At 26.0% G+C, this 20,811-nt stretch carries 18 protein-coding genes; 9 read left to right on the plus strand and 9 right to left on the minus strand.

The window, feature by feature from the left end; all coding sequences use genetic code 4:
- Positions 1 to 178 precede the first annotated feature (178 nt).
- Together tpiA and ligA are read right to left on the minus strand one after the other, a co-directional pair.
- Positions 179 to 958, minus strand: coding sequence for a triose-phosphate isomerase (gene tpiA / locus EXC37_RS01730; protein WP_029891739.1), 780 nt, complete (start codon positions 956 to 958; stop codon positions 179 to 181).
- Positions 958 to 2,970 carry an NAD-dependent DNA ligase LigA gene (gene ligA, locus EXC37_RS01735; protein ID WP_029891740.1) on the minus strand — a complete coding sequence of 671 codons (2,013 nt, stop codon included), beginning with the start codon at positions 2,968 to 2,970 and terminating at the stop codon, positions 958 to 960. Before ligA ends, tpiA begins: the two co-directional genes overlap by 1 nt.
- A 552-nt stretch (positions 2,971 to 3,522) precedes the next feature.
- Here ligA and EXC37_RS01740 point away from each other — a divergent pair.
- From EXC37_RS01740 to EXC37_RS01775, 8 genes are all read left to right on the plus strand, one after another.
- On the plus strand, positions 3,523 to 4,662 hold the full coding sequence (locus EXC37_RS01740) for an MAG5150 family histidine triad lipoprotein (RefSeq protein WP_029891741.1): 1,140 nt from the start codon (positions 3,523 to 3,525) through the stop codon (positions 4,660 to 4,662).
- Between the two features lie 74 nt (positions 4,663 to 4,736).
- Positions 4,737 to 6,071, plus strand: a complete 1,335-nt coding sequence (locus EXC37_RS01745) for an aldehyde dehydrogenase family protein (RefSeq protein ID WP_029891742.1) — start codon at positions 4,737 to 4,739, stop codon at positions 6,069 to 6,071.
- Between the two features lie 83 nt (positions 6,072 to 6,154).
- On the plus strand, positions 6,155 to 6,853 hold the full coding sequence (gene deoD, locus EXC37_RS01750; RefSeq protein WP_006608644.1) for a purine-nucleoside phosphorylase: 699 nt from the start codon (positions 6,155 to 6,157) through the stop codon (positions 6,851 to 6,853).
- 9 nt (positions 6,854 to 6,862) lie between these two features.
- Positions 6,863 to 8,164 (plus strand): pyrimidine-nucleoside phosphorylase, encoded by a 1,302-nt coding sequence (locus tag EXC37_RS01755; protein ID WP_029891743.1) that lies wholly within the window; start codon positions 6,863 to 6,865, stop codon positions 8,162 to 8,164.
- Between the two features lie 8 nt (positions 8,165 to 8,172).
- Complete coding sequence (gene deoC / locus EXC37_RS01760; protein WP_129693838.1) at positions 8,173 to 8,841, plus strand: deoxyribose-phosphate aldolase; 669 nt, start codon at positions 8,173 to 8,175, stop codon at positions 8,839 to 8,841.
- A 68-nt stretch (positions 8,842 to 8,909) separates the two neighbouring features.
- Positions 8,910 to 9,320 carry a DNA (cytosine-5-)-methyltransferase N-terminal subunit gene (gene dcm_N, locus EXC37_RS01765; protein ID WP_051660697.1) on the plus strand — a complete coding sequence of 137 codons (411 nt, stop codon included), beginning with the start codon at positions 8,910 to 8,912 and terminating at the stop codon, positions 9,318 to 9,320.
- The gene (gene dcm, locus EXC37_RS01770; RefSeq protein WP_081840309.1) at positions 9,238 to 10,113 is read left to right on the plus strand and encodes a DNA (cytosine-5-)-methyltransferase; all 876 of its coding nucleotides are present in this window, start codon (positions 9,238 to 9,240) and stop codon (positions 10,111 to 10,113) included. The genes dcm_N and dcm overlap by 83 nt, the downstream gene beginning before the upstream one ends.
- Positions 10,114 to 10,115: 2 nt before the next feature.
- Positions 10,116 to 11,315, plus strand: a complete 1,200-nt coding sequence (locus EXC37_RS01775; RefSeq protein ID WP_029891747.1) for an MAG4270 family putative restriction endonuclease — start codon at positions 10,116 to 10,118, stop codon at positions 11,313 to 11,315.
- A 32-nt stretch (positions 11,316 to 11,347) separates the two neighbouring features.
- Here the strand turns inward: EXC37_RS01775 and plsY are convergent, their stop codons facing one another.
- The 5 genes from plsY to EXC37_RS01800 form a co-directional block, all read right to left on the minus strand.
- Positions 11,348 to 12,061, minus strand: coding sequence for a glycerol-3-phosphate 1-O-acyltransferase PlsY (plsY, locus tag EXC37_RS01780; protein WP_029891748.1), 714 nt, complete (start codon positions 12,059 to 12,061; stop codon positions 11,348 to 11,350).
- 2 nt (positions 12,062 to 12,063) lie between these two features.
- Complete coding sequence (locus EXC37_RS01785) at positions 12,064 to 13,071, minus strand: nicotinate phosphoribosyltransferase (protein ID WP_029891749.1); 1,008 nt, start codon at positions 13,069 to 13,071, stop codon at positions 12,064 to 12,066.
- 129 nt (positions 13,072 to 13,200) lie between these two features.
- Positions 13,201 to 13,572, minus strand: a complete 372-nt coding sequence (locus tag EXC37_RS01790) for a hypothetical protein (RefSeq protein ID WP_006608652.1) — start codon at positions 13,570 to 13,572, stop codon at positions 13,201 to 13,203.
- Between the two features lies 1 nt (position 13,573).
- Positions 13,574 to 14,068 carry a DUF4231 domain-containing protein gene (locus tag EXC37_RS01795; protein ID WP_029891750.1) on the minus strand — a complete coding sequence of 165 codons (495 nt, stop codon included), beginning with the start codon at positions 14,066 to 14,068 and terminating at the stop codon, positions 13,574 to 13,576.
- Complete coding sequence (locus tag EXC37_RS01800) at positions 14,068 to 14,523, minus strand: hypothetical protein (RefSeq protein WP_029891751.1); 456 nt, start codon at positions 14,521 to 14,523, stop codon at positions 14,068 to 14,070. The genes EXC37_RS01795 and EXC37_RS01800 overlap by 1 nt, the downstream gene beginning before the upstream one ends.
- A gap of 23 nt (positions 14,524 to 14,546) precedes the next feature.
- Between EXC37_RS01800 and EXC37_RS01805 the strand changes: the two genes are divergently transcribed.
- Positions 14,547 to 15,362 carry an HAD-IIB family hydrolase gene (locus EXC37_RS01805; protein ID WP_029891752.1) on the plus strand — a complete coding sequence of 272 codons (816 nt, stop codon included), beginning with the start codon at positions 14,547 to 14,549 and terminating at the stop codon, positions 15,360 to 15,362.
- 28 nt (positions 15,363 to 15,390) lie between these two features.
- Here the strand turns inward: EXC37_RS01805 and lon are convergent, their stop codons facing one another.
- Positions 15,391 to 18,315, minus strand: a complete 2,925-nt coding sequence (gene lon / locus EXC37_RS01810; protein ID WP_029891753.1) for an endopeptidase La — start codon at positions 18,313 to 18,315, stop codon at positions 15,391 to 15,393.
- A gap of 151 nt (positions 18,316 to 18,466) precedes the next feature.
- Entirely contained in the window at positions 18,467 to 20,806 is a 2,340-nt protein-coding gene (locus EXC37_RS01815; RefSeq protein ID WP_029891754.1) for a class I tRNA ligase family protein, read from the minus strand.
- Positions 20,807 to 20,811: the final 5 nt, after the last annotated feature.

The following is a 20,811-nucleotide window of genomic DNA, read 5'->3' on the forward strand; positions in this document are numbered from 1 at the left end:
TAAATAATTAGTATTTTCTATAAGTTTTAAAATAGTAATTATATATAGAAATTATATATATATATATATATATATTGAAAGCTTTTTTTACTTTTGAAAGTTCTCATTAAAAAACTTTGAAAAGTAAAAAAATAAAAATCAGAATCTGACTTTTATTTTCATTAAATTTTAATTAGTTTTAATCAATTTGTGTAGTAATTAAATCAAGAAAACTTTCAGCTTTAAGTGAAGCGCCGCCAACTAAAAATCCATCAATGTTAGGTTGTGAACCCAATTCATGAATATTACTTTTATTAACACTACCACCATAGAGAACTTTGCATTGATTGTTAGTATATTGTCGAATAATTTGACAAATTTCATTTGCTTCTTTTGGTGTTGCTGCTTTATTTCCAATTGCTCAAATTGGTTCATAAGAAATGATTATTTTTGAATAATCTAAATCTTTTAAGGATGTCTTTAATTGTTCTTCAATAACTTCTTTGGTGCGGTTTTCATTATATTCTTCTAAACTTTCACCAACGCAAATTACTGGCGTCATATTTTGTTCTAAAACTTTTTTTGCTTTAGAATTTACAATTATTTCATTTTCACGATGAAATCTTCTTCTTTCAGAGTGACCAATAATCACATACTTAGTTTTTAAAGCAGCAAGCATAAAAGCTGGTGAATCCCCCGTGAAAGGTCCTTGATCAAATTCAGAAACGTCCTGTGATGCAATTTCTAAATTATAAAATTCTTTTCTTTTTTGCATGTTTTTATAGAGCATAATCATCAAGGCAGAAAGATTAGTTAAAGGTGCCGCAATTGAATAAAGATTATGTTCTAAAACATTTATTTTTTCTGGATCATTTTTGACCATTTTGTGCATTAATTGGCCTAATTCGTCAACAAATGCCATTGTTTCTTGAAAAGTTTTATTCGCTTTTCAATTAGCCATTATAAAAAGTTGTTTCATTATTTTTCTCCTAGTGAATTTAACAATTGGTTAAATTCTTCTTCATTGATTATTTTTACTTCTAACTCTTGAGCTTTTGTTAGTTTTGAACCAGCATCTTCACCAGCAATCAAATAATTTGTTTTTTTATTGACGGATGAGAGAATTTTGCCGCCATGTTTTTCAATTAAGTCAACATAATAGTTTCTTGAATTTGTTAATTTACCAGTGATAACAAAATTTAAATTATTTAAAAGTGAACTAATTTGAATTTTTTTTGCAATTTCATAAGTCATTAATTTGTCTAATTTATAGAGTAGTTGGTGATTTGTTGTATCTTGTAAATATTCAGAAACTGATTCTAAAATTTTAGGTCCAATATTAGGAATATTTTGCATTTTAGTTAGTAAAGGATCCACTAACATTTCTCCAAAATTATTATATTCTTGTGAAAATAATTTCGCTGCTCTTTCGCCTAAGTGTTTGATGCCAATAGCAAAAAGCACTTTATAAAAAGGAGTTATTTTAGATTTATTAATATTAGTAATTAAATTGCTTACTTTTAATTCTGCATAACGTGGTAAGTTTTTCATAATTTCGACATGTTTTTCTAATTCAAAAATGTCTCCAATAGTTTTTAAAAGATTAATTTCATATAAATCTTTAATAGTGTTTAATCCTAAACCAACTATATTTAAAGACTTACGAGAAGCAAAATGATAAAGAGAATTAATCACTATTTCTTTACAAAGTTTATTAGTGCAAAACTGATCAACATTGTCTTCATATTCAACTAAGATTGAATTACATGAAGGACAAGTTAAAACTTTTTCATAGTTAGTATGATTTTTTAAATTAACTGTTGAAATAATTTTGGGAATAATTTCACCCGCTTTAATAATATTAACTTCATCACCTATATCAATATTTAAGCTTTTGATGAAATTGTAATTATGTAATGTGGCATTTCTTACTGTTGTTTGATTTAGTTCAACAGGTTCTAAAGCCGCCACATAGGTAATTTTTCCTGTTCTTCCCACTGTAGGACTAATTGCCAAAATTTTGCTTTGTGCTTGTTCAACTTCATACTTAAAAGCTATTGAGTGTTTTGGAAATTTTGCAGTTTTACCTAATTTTGATCAATAAGTTAAATTATTTAACTTAATAACTAAGCCGTCAGCATCATATGGCAATTTGTTTTTAATTTCAGCAAAATTTTCAATTTCATCTTCTAATTCTTCAACATCAACAACTTTACTTAATTCATTAGTTGGAAAATTAAGTTTTTTTAAATAATTAATAACTCCGTATTGAGTAGTTAAATTGTAATTTTCAGGTTCTACTATTTCATATAAGTATGCACTTAATTCTCTATCTTTAACAATTTGCGCATTTAATTGTCTTAAAGTTCCGCTTGCTGCATTTCTTGGATTGGCAAATTCTTTTTCACCTTTATTTTTTAAATCTGTATTAATTGCTTCAAATTTTTCTTTAGCTAAAAAAACTTCTCCTCGAATTTCAATTTTATCAACTAAATCAATAACTTTTGGAATTGAAATAATTGTTTTAACATTTTCAGTAATATCTTCGCCCACACTACCATCACCACGTGTCAAAGCTTGAACTAAATATCCATTTTGGTAATGTAATGCAACTGATAAACCATCAATTTTTGGTTCTAAACTAAATTGAATTTGTTCTAAAGGCACTATTTTTTCTAAATTTGAAATAAATTTTAGTATTTCATCATAAGAATAGGCTTTGTTTAATGAAAGCATTGGATACTTATGTTCGACTTTAGTAAATTTGTTATCAATAAACCCACCGACATTTTGTGTTGGGGAAAGCGGCGAAATAAATTCTGGATAGGTATTTTCTAACTGCTCTAATTCTAAAAGTGTTTGATCATAAATTAAGTCTGAAACACTGGGATTATTGTCAAGAAAATATTCCTTGTTTCACTGATTGATTTGTTCTACAAGGCGATTGATTTTTTCTTTGATCGAGAAATTTTGTGAATTGTTTTGCTTCATTTTCTCTCCTATCAAGATTAATTATGTTCTTATTTTAAATTAAGAATAAAAAAAGAATGCAAGAAATTAAAAAAATACCCGAAGACATCGTCTTCGGGATTATTATTATTTAGTTAATTGCCAAGAAGGCAAATAGTATTTATTATTATATTGATATATAAAAATAAAAAATAAAGAAAAGAGTTAAATAATGAATAATAAAAATTAATTAAATGAATTAGAAATATCTAATCAATTTTCGAAAATAAAATATAAACAAAATAATAACTTTTATAAAAAATAAAGAATAAAAGATTTGACAAGTCTTTTAACTTGGCAATTTTTTCAAATTGCATAATTATTTTAATATTAAAATAGAAATGCAAAAGAAAATTTTTATATTTTCTAAATCTTTTTTTATTTTTAATTAAAAGTATGAAAATTTTCACTATTTTTTTAAAAAAAATTAAAATTTTCTTTTTTTTAGTTCGATATTTTATTTTTTTGTATTTCTGTATAATTTAAACGCTATAAGAAATATTGAAATAAAATTATGTTTTAGAAAGTTTAAATATGAAAAAAATAAAAACCTTTTTTCTAACTTTGTCTGCTCCCTTAACACTAAGTGTTTTAGCAGCAAGTTGTACACAATCCAGTGATGATACAAGCAATAAAAATAAAAATGTTCTTTTGATTAATAAATTAAAAGAGTACCAAACTAAATTAGAAAATTTAAAAATTAATTATTCATATGATTCAGTTGAAAATAAAGTAATTTTTGAGCAATATGACAATTCTAACAATTCAAATGTATTAACTTTGTTAAAAAATATTCTTTTGTCTGTTTTAGATAGTGAAAAAATTTATGGACAAAAAATTCTAGGTAGTGGAATTGATTCAACAAAGGACTTTGATTTACTTCAAAAGTATGAAGAACTTTTAACTGATTCAAGATCACAAACATTAAACCAAAATGAATTTTTTAAAGCCGATGGAACTTTTCATAATTATTTGAAAAGTATTAATTCCTTTGTTCTTGATCTTCTTTCTCAATTGGCTAATGATTCACTTCAATTTAAAAATTTTACCGAATCATCTAACACTAGTTTTGGAAGCAGAATGTTAGGAATCTTAAGAGATATAGAAAAATCAGGCAAAGTAGTCGAAAATTTTAAATGACAAGCAAATATTAAAAGCGATTATGCTAAAGTTGCAAATTTAATGGCCAATTTAGCTAATTCACAATGAAATGAAGAGACAGACTCAAATTTTGTTGTTTATGATCTTCATGATGAAGATGATGATCATCAAGAAAATAACAATCATGCACACTCACATGCCTTAGGCAATATGTCTTTTGAAATGGCTAAAATAATTAGAACTTTAAATAAAGATGAATACAATAATTTGTATAAAGAAAACAAAAATTCTCTTTTACAAGCTATTAATGATGCTATTACAAAAGAAAGTGATCAAGGTCAACAAAAAGAACTTAGAGAGTTCAAAAATAAAATTAATTTAGTATTTTCAAAATATGAAACTTTAATTGCTTTTAATTACAATTTATTGAATACTTTTGCTCAATCATTACGTAAAGAAATTGAATCAGTAAAAACTATCTTAACAGATGTAGCTAATTTAGTTCCTTTATCTAACGAAATTATTGCAACTTTATTTCCAAATCCTAGACTTGCAAATAATTCAGAAGCATAAGATTTCCTTTGTGAAATCTTTTTTTATTAACGAAAGCAAAATAAAACATTTAAATAATGGAGTAAAATCAAAATATGCAAACAACTAATGTATATAAATTGCAAAGAAAAATGATCGAGAAAAATAAACTTTTATCTTTTAAAGAAAGAATTTCACTTTTAATTAAATTAAAAAGTCTAATAGAAAATAATATAGAAAATATCCAAAATGCCCTTAAAATAGACTTAAACAAATCAGCATATGAAAGTTATCTTACAGAAATTGGATTAGTTTTAAAAGAATTAAATTTAGCAATTAATAAACTGAAAAAATGAATGAAACCAAAAAAAGTTAAAAGAAATTTTTTAACTATTACTGCTAAACAAAGAATAATTTATGAACCTTTGGGTCAAGTGTTAATTATTAGCCCTTGAAACTATCCTTTTTATTTATCAATTATTCCTCTTATTGGTGCATTAGCCGCAGGGAATAGAGTAATTATTAAACCATCTGAATTTAGTCAAACAACAAGCAATTTATTAGCTAATTTAATTAATGATAATTTGAATTCAGAGTATATTTTTGTATCTAAAACACCTTTGGAAGAAGTTCTGTGATTATTGGATCAAAAATTTGATTTAATCTTTTTTACTGGTAATTCAAACATTGCAAAAAGTGTTGCAGAAAAAGCAGCAAAAAATCTTACTCCTTTAGTTTTGGAATTAGGCGGAAAAAGTCCAGTAATTTTAGACCAAAACATCAATTTTGAATTAGTTGCTAAAAAAATTGCACAAACTAAATTATTAAGTAACGGCCAAACTTGTATTGGACCTGATTATGTTTTTGTTCATAAAAAAGATGCAAATCTTTTCTTAAATTTAATTAACAACTTTTTACAAAAACAACTTAAACATAGTGATAGAGCAAAAATTATTTCTTTAAAACATTTAGAAAGAATTGAAAAAATAGCACCTAAAGAAATAATTTTTGATAAAACAAATTGCCAAGTAGAAGCTAAAGCATTTCTTGCTTCATTAAATGACTCCATTATGCAAGAAGAGATTTTTGCCCCGCTTTTACCTGTTATTGAATATGAAAATATAGAGGATGTTTTAAATTACATCAATCATAAAGAAAAACCATTAAGTCTTTATTTATTTAGCAAAAATAAAAAAATACAAAAATTGGTTGCTAAAAATACTTCTTCTGGATCTTTTGTTGTTAATGATATTTTAAGTCAACTTACTAATCATCACTTACCTTTTGGTGGAGTTGGAAATTCAGGTTATGGAAGATACCATGGATTCGAAAGTTTCAAAACTTTTAGCAATCCTAAGAGTATTTTTGTTAATAAATTATTTTCAAATCCTCTTTTAGAAGCACCTTTTGAAGATTGAAAATTTAAAATTATTAAAAAATTTTTAAAGTAAAAGCCTATAAAAAAGCTAAAAAATGAAAATTAAATTTATAATTTAATTACAACAATTTATACATTTTTATTTTAAGGAGAAAAATGACACCACATATTAATGCAAAAAAAGAAGATGTTGCCAAGTTAGTAATTATGCCTGGTGACCCATTAAGAGCTAAATACATTGCTGAAACATACTTAGAAGACTATAAATTAGTCAATGAAGTGAGAAACATGTATATGTATACAGGTTACTATAATGGTAAAAAGGTAACTGTTGCTGGTTCTGGTATGGGTTGTCCATCTATTGGAATTTACAGTTATGAATTATTCAAATTTTATGATGTTGACAAAATAATTAGAATTGGAACAACAGGTGCTTATTTAGCTGATGTTAAACTTTACGAAACACTTTTAGCAGATTCTGTTTATGCAGACAACGGTTTTTTTAGAGAAGCAATGTTAGGCAAAAATGAACAAATTGCTTTACCAGATCAATCATTAAATGAGGAAATTAAAAATAAAGCGAAAGAATTAAACATTCCTTTAACTATCGGTAGAATTCATTCAAGTGATATTTTCTATTCAAATATTCCACTTGAAGAAAGAATTAAAAAATCACAAGCTATCGCTGTTGAAATGGAATCTTTTGCATTATTTACCAATGCAGAAGCCTTAGGTAAAAAAGCAGCTTGTTTATTAACGGTTAGTGACAATATAATTACCCATGAAGAAACATCTCCTGAAGAGAGACAAAAAGCTTTCACCAACATGATGAAAATAGCTTTATCATTAGCATAAAAGGAAAAAATGCGTGCAGTTGATTTAATAGAAAAAAAACGTTTTAATCAAAGTTTAACTAAAGAAGAAATTGATTTTTTTATTACTAACTATGTCAAAGGTTTAATTCCAGATTACCAAATGTCAGCCTTTTTGATGGCAGTTGTTTTTAATGGAATGAAAAATGACGAATTAGCCTATTTTACTAAGGTAATGATGCACTCAGGTAAAACTATTGATCTTAGCGCAATTGATGGTATTAAAGTTGATAAACATTCTACAGGTGGAGTTGGAGATAAAACTACTTTAGCTGTTGCGCCAATTTTAGCTGCTTTAGATGTTCCTGTTGCAAAAATGTCTGGCAGAGGTTTAGGACATACAGGTGGTACTATTGACAAACTTGAGTCAATTACTGGATTTAGTGTTGAATTAAGTGAAGAAGATTTTATTAAACAAGTCAAAGAACACAAAATTGCAGTTATGGGACAAAGTAATGAATTAGTTCCTGCTGATAAATTACTTTATGCTCTTAGAGATGTTACAGGAACTGTCCAATCAATTCATTTAATTGCTTCAAGTATAATGTCGAAAAAATTAGCAACAGGTGCTGATGCAATTCTTTTAGATGTTAAATGTGGAAATGGTGCGTTCATGAAAAATCTAGAAGAAGCTAAAGAATTAGCTACTGCGATGATTAATATAGGTAAAGAATTAAATGTTGATGTAAGAGCTGAAATTACAAACATGAATCGCCCTATTGGTAGAGAAATTGGTAATAAGAACGAAGTTTTAGAAGCTTTAAGGACTTTAGAAAACAATGGACCTGAAGATTTCAAAGAATTAGTTTATTCTTCATGTGCAACAATTATGCTACAAGCTAAAAAAGCTCAAACATATGAAGAAGCTCTAGTGAAAGTTGATGAAGTAGTTAAAAACGGTAAAGCAAAAGCCAAATTTAAAGAATTTATTGAATTACAAGGCGGAAATTTTGCTGAACTTGAAAAAAATGATTTTTGAAATCCAAAATATAAACTTGAAATTAAATACGATGGCGATAAAAGTGCTTATCTAGATGTTTTTGATTCACTTACTTTTGGTAAAGTCGCAATGAAATTAGGCGCCGGAAGAGCAACAAAACAAGATGTAATTGATTTTGAAGCTGGTATTACGTTAAACAAAAAAACAAATGAACTTGTACAACCTGGTGAAACTATGTTTACTTTATTTTCATCAAAAGAAATAGATCCTTCATTAGTTGAAGAATTAAAACAGGCTTACAAATTTAATAATCAACCAGTTGAAAATAAAATAATTTTAGCTAAATTAGCATAAGGAGAAAAATGCAGAATTACAATAGAATGATAGATCACACTTACTTAAAGCCCGAAGCAACACAAAAAGAAATTGATAAATTATTGAATGAGGCACTTAAATACAACTTTAAAACTGTTTGTCTAAATAGTTCATGAATTAAGTATGCTAAAGAAAAACTTGCTAATAGCCAAGTGGGAATTACAACTGTTGTTGTTTTTCCACTTGGAGCATCAATTTCAGCAGTTAAAGCTTTTGAAGCAAGTGAAGCAATCAAATTAGGTGCTGATGAAATTGATATGGTTATTAATATTGGTAAATTAAAAGAGAAAGATTATGAATATGTTCTAAACGATATTAAAGAAGTAAAAAAAGCATGCGGTAATCATATTCTAAAAGTTATTGTGGAATGTGCTTTATTAACTAAAGAAGAATTAGAAAAAGTAACAGAAATTGTAGTTAATTCAGGTGCAGAATTCATTAAAACATCAACTGGTTTTTCAACTCGTGGAGCAATTTTAGAAGATATTCAAACTATGAAAAAAATTACTCAGGACAAAATTTCAATTAAAGCAGCAGGTGGAATTTCAACTTTAAATGATTTGATACAAATGTATCAAGCTGGTGCTACAAGATTTGGAACATCAAGATCAGTTTCAATTTTAGAAAATCTAGAAAGTGATAAAAATTCTTATTAATTAATATTATTAAATACTCACTTGGGTGTGAGTATTTTTTTTATTTAACGCGTTAAAATAAACTAATTATGAAAAAGACAATAAATTTTTTTGAGATGTTTGCGGGTATTGGGGCCCAGCACAAAGCTTTTAAAAATCTAGAAAATAAATTAAAGATTAAAACCAACTCATTAGGAACTTGTGATTTTTATATCGATGCAATTGTTGCATATATGCTTATGCATCACGGAACTTTGGAAAGAGAAACTGAATTTTCTGTAGAACAAATGATTTCTTTGTTAAATAAACAAAATTTTTCCTCTAATTCTAAAAATGTTATATCAAAAAATTATTTCAAAAGAATGCATGAAAATAAATTAAGAAAAATTTTTCCTTATCTTTTTGCTTACGTAAACAATGATTATTTTTACCAAAAATATTCTTTGAAAAATAAATTGAGAGAGAGAGAGAGAGAGAGCAAGCGGAACAGATATACGTAAATATTCTCGCCTGCCTAAACAATTAGATGTTTTAACCTATTCATTTCCTTGTCAAGATTTAAGCCAGCAAGGAAAACAAAAAGGAATAACAAAACACACAAGATCAGGTTTACTTTATGAAATTGAAAGAATTTTAAATGTAAATTTAGATAGATTACCGAAAGTATTAATTCTTGAAAATGTAAAAGCCCTCGCTAACAATAAATTCATTAATGATTTTCAATCATGAATTGAAACATTAAATAAATTAGGTTATAAATCAGCATGAAAAATAATAAATTCTCGTAACTATGGATCATCACAAAATCGTGAAAGAGTTTTCATGGTTTCTATTTTGGGTGATAAAACATTTGAATTTCCCCAGCAAAATAAAACAGACAAAAAATTAACTGAAATTATTAATTTGAATTATGAACATAAAGATTTAAATTATTTATTAAAGAAATATAGTTTTAAACCATTTTATGAAACTAAAAATGGAATCAAAAAATCAAAATTAGAAAATTATTCTTCTTTCAATAGTGAAGCGTATATTTATAAAATAGATGGTTATGGGCCAACTTTAACTGCTAGCGGAGCCAATTCTCGATTAAAATTTTTTCATAATAATAATTTATTTGCAATGAATGCTATTGAGAGTTATCTCTACATGGGATTTGACTTAAATGATGCAAAAATAGTTAAAGAAAGCAAATTAATAACTGAAAGTAAAATGATTTTTACGGCAGGTAATTCAATTAGTGTTGAAGTATTGGAAGCAATTTTTGAAAAGTTAATTAGAGAATATATTTAAAAATGAAATTCAATGTAGATCTTTTTGAAAATTTGCAAAAATTTAATTTCCAACTTCATTCCAAAGTAAATTCAAAAAATGTTTTCAAAGCTAATTTAACTTGTTACTTTTCACAATTTGGATCACTGTTGTACTGAAATATAGAATTATTAGAAAATACAACTCTTGATTTATGTTCTACTCCAAATTGATTTAAAAATAAAAACCACAACTTTGAACAAAGAAATATTTTTTTACAACTGCTAAACTATAAACAAATACCAAGAAAAACAAGATCATCTAAAGAGAATATTGTGTTAAATTCAAATGAACTAAAAATTTTAAATAAATGATTTAAAGAGGAATATTTTGGGAGTATTAAAAATATTGGTGCTTTATTAAAAGGCAATAATCCAGCAGGTTCTTATCATCAACCATTTAGTTCTGAAATCAAAACTAATATTAAAAAAATTGAAAATAATTTAATTATGTTTATAGATATTTTAAACACATCATTGACCAAAGAAATTAAAAAAATGGTAAATACAAAACAATTAAATTTAGATAATTATTTAAGTGAAAAACCAATGGAATTTGAAGAATTTATTAATTCCTTAGATGATAACTCTGCAATTAAAGCAACTTTTGAATTTGTTGAAAGTGAAAAAGTTTTATCCTTAAAAAATACAATTGAAAGAAAAAAATTTAATGAACTTAAAAAACTTATTAAAAGTAAAATAGATAATTTTTCTCAAATTGAGGAATATGTTGCTAATGAATGTACCAAGGCAAGAAGCAAATTGAAAAAAATAGTGCAAATTTTTCAATGAGAAAAATTTATGAAAACTGAAAATGCACATATTTATCCTGTTTATTTAATTAAAAGAGAGACTTTGGATTTTTTAAAGAATGAATATTTAAAAAATCAAAGTGATTTTTTTAGAGAGAAATTAAATTTTTTAATAAAAAAACTTAATTTAAATAATAAACTAAGCGAAATTTATGATATTAATAATTTTTTAAATTTACCTCCAAATTTGCACAAACTTTATGACACCAAAAAATTCTTTTGAGACTATAAAAAAGGTGAATTAACATTTATTAATAATCAAATTTCAAATTCAGATAAAACTCTTTTGCTTCAACATGCAAAAGTTATTGATAATTTGAATGATAAAATGCAAAAATATTTAAAAAAATATCAAGATTTTTTAAAATTTTAAAATAAAAACATCTTCGTGTTTAAAAGATGTTTTTATTTCTTTTTACCTAAAGGTTTTTCAGTTTTATTAAGTAATCTTTTAATGTTTGAATGGTGCATGCTAATTACCAAAATTGCACTAAGTAAAATGATAATTGGAGTTACATATCAGTAAGGCGATAAAGTTGTTAATGAATTATTCAAAATAACAAAATTTAATCATGAACCCAAGCTTCCTTGTATCATTCAAGGAATAAAGGCAAAAGGAACCACAACAGCAGCTGTTGAAATAGAAGCTAGAGAAACAATTCTTTTAACTAAAACGACTATAAAAAAGACACTAACACCAATTATAAATAAAATTAAATTTGTTCCTAATAATAAACCTGTTGAACAAGCGATACCTTTTCCACCTTTAAATTTAAATCAACATGGAAAAATGTGTCCAACAATAGTTCCGAATCCAATAACTTGCGGTGAAATGTAGTATTTTAAGCCTAACTGAATCAAAGGACCATTCATAAGTGCAGCTAAAATAATTACCGCTAAAAAGGTTTTAAGAAAATCAATAACAAAAACAATTAAAGCCGTATTAATACCAAAAGTTCTTAATGTATTTGTTGCTCCAGCATTTTTACTGTGATATTTTCTTACGTCATCACCTTTAAAAAAGCGACTTATGATAATTGAAGTATTAAGCGAACCTATGAAAAAATATCCTAAGAAGAAGAATGCTAAATTTAGTAATATTGCATAAAAAATTGTCATTTTTATCCCTTATAAAGAATTAATTTGTTATTTGGTCTATAACCACGACCTTCTTTAGCTTGTTCTTTACCATTGAGCATAGTTGCATCTGCAGAAAATGAGCAAATTAATTTAAAAATGCTTTGTCCTACTCCATAAAAATCTACCGGAGTTTTAGTTTCTTCAAATTTAGAAATTTTTTCGTTATTAAAACCTGAAGATACAACAATTTTAACATTCTTAGCACCCATTGAATCTAAAGCTTTACGAAGATTTTTTATTTGTTGTGGATTAACACCATAATATTCTGAGGAATCTTCTAAGTTATCAAACATATGATCCTTCATGTTTTTTGAAGTATCAATTCTAACACCTCACATTTTTTCACCCAAGACTTCATATGCTTCTTGCGCTTGTTTTATTACATTATTGTGATAATCAATAAGAGCAATAATTTTATCTTCTGGAAAAACTTTAAGATATGCTAGCATGGCTTGTTTTAAATCTCCATCAAAATTTTGAATTAAAGCATGTGGAATTGATCCAAATGGACTTATGTTTTTAGTTGTATTTTGTGCTAAAGTTGAAACAATTTCAACTCCACCTAATTTAACAGCTTGTCCATCTCTTTCTTGCATTAGATAATGATCCATACGATCGCCCATAAAAATAACTGGTTTACCTTTTGCGGCTTGTACGCAACGATATGCATTAGTTGCAAGTGAAGTAAAACGTGCTAAAATTCCATCAATCATGCCTTCAAATTTACCGAAATCTTGATATCTACCTTCTAGTTCTAAAACAACTTCTAAAGCGCTTATTTTACTTCCTTCCGGTAAATATTTAATTGAATATTTTGACAAGTCTGTATGATTTTTTAAAAGTTCCAAAACTTCGTTCATTCCACCTAAAATGGCTTCATCTTGTCTTTGGAAAAATTGCAATTTTATTATGTTGTTTGGATTAATTGTTTCAATAATTTTGCTTGTTTTATGAAAATATGAAGCAATGTATTTATCTAAATTATTCATTTTTGCACCTATAAATCATTAATTATCGTTTGTAAATAAATTTTATTGTTTTAATATTTTATATTAAAAACACTTTTTTATAGTTAAAAAAGCGACAGTAAAAATAAAAAAGGCAATTGTCTTGCTCTTTTAAAGAGTTTGCACAATTGCTTCAATATCTTCTGAACTTAATTCATTTTTATCTTTTAAGGTCTCTAATATTTCTTGATTTTTATCAATATTTTGACTTATCTGACTACTTTTATCAGTAATATTTAAAAACGTTTTTACAGAAATAATAAAAGTTATAACTGTTGAAATAATTGCAATAACCACAAAAAAGATCATTGTTTCTTTTGCATATGTATTAAATCGTATTGAGTAAAGATTCAAAATAATAATTGCCGCAGAAATAAAAATGTTGATTAAACTAAGTGCAATGAAAAAGTAACGGCCTCTTTTATATTTAAAATTAACTTTTTTTTCTAATTTGTTAATTTTATCAACTACATTTTGTTTCATTCTATTCTCCTTTTAATGAATTCATTTGCAATTCAATTAAATGTTCTTGTCTAAAACGATCAACATTTAAGAACAATAAAATTCTTTTATAAAAAATGTGTAATTGAATATTCTTGTCTAAATCTTTGTAATGTCCTTGTTTATTCAAAAACACAATTTTTTCAAATTTTAATTTATTCAATTGGGCGATTTTTTCTTGATATTTAGTATTTACAACAAAGAAAGATAAAATTCCAGTAATTAAAGCAGTTAAAGAGTTAACAACTGTGATTGTGATAATGTAATTAGTACTTTCATTTAATCAAGTTTTATAAGGATTAGGATCCAATTGCGTAGAATTACCTGCTAAAAAAATTGTGGCAATAACACCTGTAAATAAAGTTAATAAGAGAATAATGACATTAAATGTGTAATACAAAATTCCATAAATAATTATTTGATTTTTGATCTTTTTAACGCTTTGTTCATAAAATTCTTCAATTGATTTTAACTTCATTAGTTTCCTTTCTTTAATTGATCGATAATAATATCTTTAATAATAATTTTTTTCTTAGTTGTCGCTTTAGTCCATAAAAGATCAGCAAAATGTTCTAAGTCATCTTCACTAATTAATTTACTTTTATACTTTGTTGTTAAATAATACAATGTGTTTTTAATTTTCTTATATTCTCTATAACGACTATTAGTTTTATAAATTTCTAAAAATATGTTTAAAAAGAAAGAACTAACCATGAAAAACACGAGAATAAAAATAATTACAAAAACACTGTCACTTTTGTTAGTTTCTCTAATTTTAAATAGATAAGTTAGTGTATAAATTGCAATAGAAATAACTACAATGTTCAAAATAGTGATTAAAATACTTAAAATTCTTTCTCAAAAGTTGTAAAGTTTTAATTTTTTTTGATCTTTTTTAATTTTATTTTTTAAATTTTCAATAATAGATTCCATAAATATAATCTTATAATAAACTTATGAAAAAAAATTATAAAGCTTATTTTGTTGATCTAGATGGTACTTTTATTGATCAACATGAAAATGAACTCAGTCCAATTTCAGAACAAAATTTAGAAATTGCAAAAGAAATAAATAAAAATAAACATTTCATTATTTCAACTGGAAGATCAAATTCAGCTTTTGTTATGAATTTAGCAAAAAAAATTAATTCTAAGTATGTAATTTGTCAAAACGGAGCAGTAATTGTTGATGTAAATAACAATGTTTTAAGATTTAACATAATTGAAAAGGATCTTACTTATCAACTAAAAGATTTCTTAGAAAGAAAAAATTTAAATTACACACTTAATGGTGATCCAGTTATTTATACTAATGATGAGAACAGTGTTAAATTAGATAGACCTTGAGCAAAAAAATTTACTAAAGCTCCTTATTCAAAAGTAAATTTGGAACAAACTGTTAATCGCTTTTTAGCTTTTGGCTTACCTAGTGAAGATGCCACAAGACAATTAGCAAAAGAAATTGAAACAAAGTTTCCAGAACTAAGAACACATTTAGTTTCAATGGGTTTATCTTTAGAGATAACTAACAAGTTAAGTTCTAAAGGAGTGGGGAATAAATTTATTTGTGATCTATTACAAATTGATGTCAAAGACGCAGTACACTTAGGTGATTCAGGCAATGATATTTGTGTTAAAGAAGAAAATTTTGATTTAGTAATTATGAATAATGCCATCAATTCTATCAAACCGTATGGTGATTTAATTGGAGAAGACTATCGAAATGGTGGTGTAGCTAAAACTATTAGCAAACTTGAAAAAAATGAATATTAAAAAAATGCAAGAACATTTCTTGCATTTTTTATTTAAATAATTCTTTGTAAATTTCTTTGTAATCTGCTACAGGAACAAATTCCAAAGCATTTTTAACTTCTTCTGGAATATCAACTAAATTTTTCTTATTAGCTAATGGAATGAAAATTTTCTTAATACCTTTTTTGAAGGCAGCAAAAGATTTTTCTTTTAGTCCACCAATTTCTAAAACACGTCCCCTAAGTGTAATTTCACCAGTCATTGCTATATCTTGTGAAACTGGTTTATTGCTTAATGCTGATATTAAAGCAGTTGTAAAGGTTACTCCGGCACTTGGTCCATCTTTTGGAACTGCACCTTCAGGTACGTGAATATGAATTTCATGTTCATCAAAATTGAAATCTTTTATGCCAAATTCTTCAGCATGTGATCTAACATAAGTAAGAGCAATGTTTGCTGATTCTTTCATAACATCTTTTAATGAACCTGTAAGTTTGATTCCACTATTTTTACCTTTAAATGTTGTTACTTCAATTTGTAGTGATGTTCCACCAATTGATGTATAAGCAAGACCATTTACCACTCCAATTTGTGGTTTTTTCTCATTTTCATCTTCAGTAAATTTTGGCACACCTAAGAATTCCCTTGCCACTTCTTTTGTGATTTTAAAAGTTTTAATAGTTTCACCAGAAACAATTTTTGTAACTATTTTACGTGCTAATTTGTCAAAAAGTCTTTTTAATCCCCTTACTCCAGCTTCTGCTGTGTAATGTTTGATAATGTATTCAATTACATCATCTTTAACTTGGAATTGTTCTTTTGTTAAACCTGCCTGTTTAATAGTTGCAGCAACTAAGTGTTCTTTGGCAATTTTAACTTTTTCTGTAATTGTATAACTGCTTAATTCAATTATTTCTACACGATCTAAAAGTGGTTTTGGAATGTTTTCATAGTAGTTGGCAGTGGCAATAAACATAACTTTAGATAAATCATATTCATGTTCTAAATAGTTATCTTGGAATTTTGAATTTTGTTCAGGATCAAGCACTTCAAGCATTGCTGATGAAGGATCACCCTTAATGTCTGAAGACATTTTATCAATTTCATCAAGCAATATTAATGGGTTAGACACACCAACTTTTTGCAAAGCTTTAATAATTTTTCCTGGCATAGCGCCTACATAAGTTTTACGATGCCCTCTAATTTCAGCTTCATCATGTACTCCACCAAGACTAATTTTGATATAGCTCTTATTTAAAGCTTCAGCAATAGCTCGAGCTAATGAAGTCTTTCCAGTTCCTGGAGGACCTACTAAAGTTAAAATAGGTACATTATTAAAGTCTTTTTGAATTTTTTTGGTTTGTTTTGATTCTTTAAATAAATCTAAATCAACTTGTGTTTCATCATCAATTTGAATTAAAGTTTCTGTATCTTTGTTTAATTTTGCTAAATTTTTCCGATTGATGATTAAAGCTAAATATTCAACAATTCTTTCTTTAACTTCTTTTAAACCATAGTGATTTTTGTCTAAAATTTCTCTTGCTTTTTGAATATCTAAAGTTTCAATTTCAACTTTTCTTCAAGGCATTTTTTTCAAAGTATTAATATAAACTTGTGTAATATTAGCGTCAGGTGATCCTGGCATCATTGCTTTAAGACGTTCATTTTCTGAAGCAATTAGTTTTAAAACTGATTGTGGATAAAGTTGAGCAGTTTTTGGATCATCTAAAATTTTTTGAAATTCGTCATCATCACTTGCTTCGGGATTATTGTCATTTAAAGTTTCTTTAATTGCTTTTAATTTTTCCCTTAACATAAAATCTTTTTGTTGTTTATCAAGATTTTTTTTCATTTTTTCATGAATTTCAAGTTCCAACAAAGCATCAATTTTATTTTTATCTTGTTCATTATTATTATTTTCTTGTTGTTTACTCATGGTTTTATCTTCACCTTTTTTAGATTTATTTTCTTTTATTCTTTTTTCAGATTCTTCTCTAACAAAAGATTCAATTAATTCATCATCGTCGTCATCTTCGTTATCTGAAATCTCTTGTTCTGCCATATTTTTGTAAAATTCCATATTATTCATGTATTCAAGATCTTCTTTGTTTAAATGTAAAATTTTTGGTCACTGTGAAATTGAATCAAGAAGATATTCCGTTTGTGCCACAATGTCTTTTTGTGAAAAAACAATATATCTATCATAATTCCCAAGAACCGCGTTTAACATAAAGGCATTAATAATATCTGCTTCATCAGGTGCATCTTCAGAATTCTCATCATATTCACCACCAATAGCCTTATTAACTGTTTGCTGAAATTTTAAAACAGCTGCCTTAATTTTTTTCAATCACTGACTTTTACTAATTCCAATGTTTCTTGTGGTCAATAATTCATCAAGTATGTTTGAATAAAGATCTTTTACTGATAAAGAAGTAATTACATAATCTAAAAGTTGAATATTATGTGAAAGATATTCAAGATCTTCTTCTTGAACTAAATTTTCAGTTGTGTTTCCATCAATTAATTCATACTTTAATCATGCTACTTGTCTTAAATCAGCTGTTTCTTGATTATTTTCGTCAAACATAGCACTATATTTAACTTTTGATAAACCTTTTACAGTGAAAGTCAAAGTTTGATGTTCAGAATCATGATCAACTTTTAAAATTTGCGCAAAAGTTCCATAAACCAAAACATCGCTATTTTTATTCAAATACTCATTTTCGCTTAAATCATTTTTTCTGTCTAAGTTTGTATAAACAATAAAAACATGTTCTTTTTCAATATTTTTATCTTGATACTTTAAATAGAAATTTCAATTTTGTCTAATTCCTTCTTTAATTACCGGAAAGGTAAATAATTGAGTATCTTCACCATTTAAAACTCAACCAACACTTAATGGATCTGAAAGATCAAGGAAAAAAGGGCTAGTTAAAGTTTGTTTATTTTCTTTTAAAACTTCTTCGTTCATCATGTTCTCCTTATTAATGAATAATATTTTACATTATATTAATATGTATTTATTATATATGAAATTTAAATTTTTAGCAGATTAATATGTTAAATGCTAATTTATTTATTTTAAAAAATAATAAAAATACAATAAATGTACTTTTATTAAATTATTTAATTACAAAATTAACAATTTTGTCTAATACAAAAACTTCTTTTACAATAGTTTTGCCTTCTAAGTATTTTGCAACTTTTTCTTTGGCTAATTTAAGAACATATTCTTTATCATTTTTTTCTTTACTAATTGTAAGTTGAACTTTGACCTTTCCATTAATTGTTACTGGATAATTAATTTCATCATTTTCAAGTGCATTTTTATCAGCGTTGAAATGATAAAGATTATCTAAGTTGAAAAATTTTTGACTTAATTCTCAAGCAACGTGCGGAATAAAAGGTTCTAGAATGTTTAATAAAACATAAAGCATTTCAGCTATTAAATCTTCTTTTTCAATATTATCATAAGCATTTAAAACTTCCATACTTCAAGCAATTATAGTGTTAAAAGCAAAATTATTATTTTGTTCATCATAAACTATTTCTTGCTTTAAATAACTTTGGTGAAGTTTTCTTCTCGCCATTTTTTCTTCACTATTTAAATTACTAAAGTCATAATTTTTTAAATAATTTGCATAGTCAAATTTATTTTTTAACAAGTTTGCTTTTTCAACAAGTCTTTTAATAAATTTAAAACTTCCTTCAATACCAGAATCTAATCATTCTAAATCTTTTTCAGGTGGAGCAGCGAACATAATGAAAAGTCTAATTGTATCAGCTCCATATTTTGCTAGCATTTCCTCGGGACTTACTGTATTACCTTTAGATTTAGACATCTTTGCACCATCTTTTAAAACCATTCCTTGTGTCAATAAATTGTTAAAAGGTTCTCTGAATGAAAAAATATTTAAATCAGCTAAAACTTTTGTAAAAAATCTTGAATACAATAAATGCAAAATTGCATGTTCTACACCACCAATATATTGATCAACTGAATTTCAGTATTTTAATTCGTTAGGTTCAAATAAATTATTTTCTCTTAAATTGGTTGGAACTGTGTAACGGGCAAAATATCAACTTGATTGAAAGAAAGTATCCATAGTATCAGATTCTCTAGTAGCGGAATTTCCACAATATGGACATTTGATCTTTAATCATTCTTTATCTGTCAAAATAGGATTACCTTGACCAGTAAATTCAACATTTTGTGGAAGTGTTATTGGTAAATTCTCAAATTTTTCAGGCACATTACCACATGATGAACAATTAATCATTGGAATTGGTGCACCTCAATATCTTTGTCTACTAATTCCCCAATCTTGTAAATTTATTTCACTAGCAGTTTTTAGATCTTTTAAATCTATTTTATAGTCATTATTGATAATTTCAATTTTATTAATTTCTGCAAATTCTTTATAACTTTTTAATTTGTTTACATCAACCAAAATAACTTTATCAACTTGTCCTGCTGATGCAAAATCTGTAACATAAACATTTATTTTTAGATTTTGATTAAAAATTGCTTGAATTGGTAGTTGAAAATGTAGTTTATTTGCAAAATTTTTATTTTTAGCGTTATTTACAATATTTTCAATGCTTTTTAAATCACTATCATTTAATACTTTTTCTTCTTTTAATTGATTAATTAAAGGGTGAATTCCACTAATAGCTAAGAAATTACAATTTTCAACTTCATTTGTATTTTGTACAAAAACATCTAAGTCATTAAATTTTTTAGTTTTATTTTGAATTTTAAATTTTGCTAAAAAACCTTTTTTATAGTCTATTCAGTTTTTTTGCATTAATAAAACATTTTCTGGTCAATGTTTTTTTAATAATTCTAAATCTTTTTGTAACTCTTCTGCATATTCAGTAATTTTCAAATAATATTGTGGCATTTCTTTTTGAACAACTAGTTCACCACAACGTCAACATTTTCCATTTTCAACTTGTTCGTTAGCTAAAACTGTTTGATCTTTTTCACATCAATTTAAATAAGCATTTTTTCGATAAATCAATCCTTTTTCATACATTTTAAGAAAAATGTATTGATCATACTTTGTATAGTTTTCATCTGCGGTAATAACTTGTCTATCTCAAGCAAAAGAAATACCTAGTTGTTTTAAAGTAGGATTCATTTTTTCAATGTTTTCATATGTTCATTTTTTAGGATGAATTTTATTTTTAATTGCTGCATTTTCAGCTGGCAAACCAAATGCATCTCATCCAAAAGGATGAAGTACATTAAATCCTTTTCTTCTATAAAAACGAGCAAAAACATCACCTAATGTGTAATTTCTTACGTGTCCCATATGTAAATTTCCGCTTGGATAAGGAAACATACTTAAAATATATTTTTTTGGAAGTAAAAAGTCATTTTTTGGTTCAAAATATTTTGTATTTTCTCAATGCTTTTGTCATTTTGATTCAATTTCTAAAGGATTATATTTATTCATGATTA

Origin of the sequence: Mycoplasmopsis columbina, assembly GCF_900660685.1 — a bacterium.
GTDB classification, from domain to species: domain Bacteria; phylum Bacillota_I; class Bacilli_A; order Mycoplasmatales; family Metamycoplasmataceae; genus Mycoplasmopsis; species Mycoplasmopsis columbina.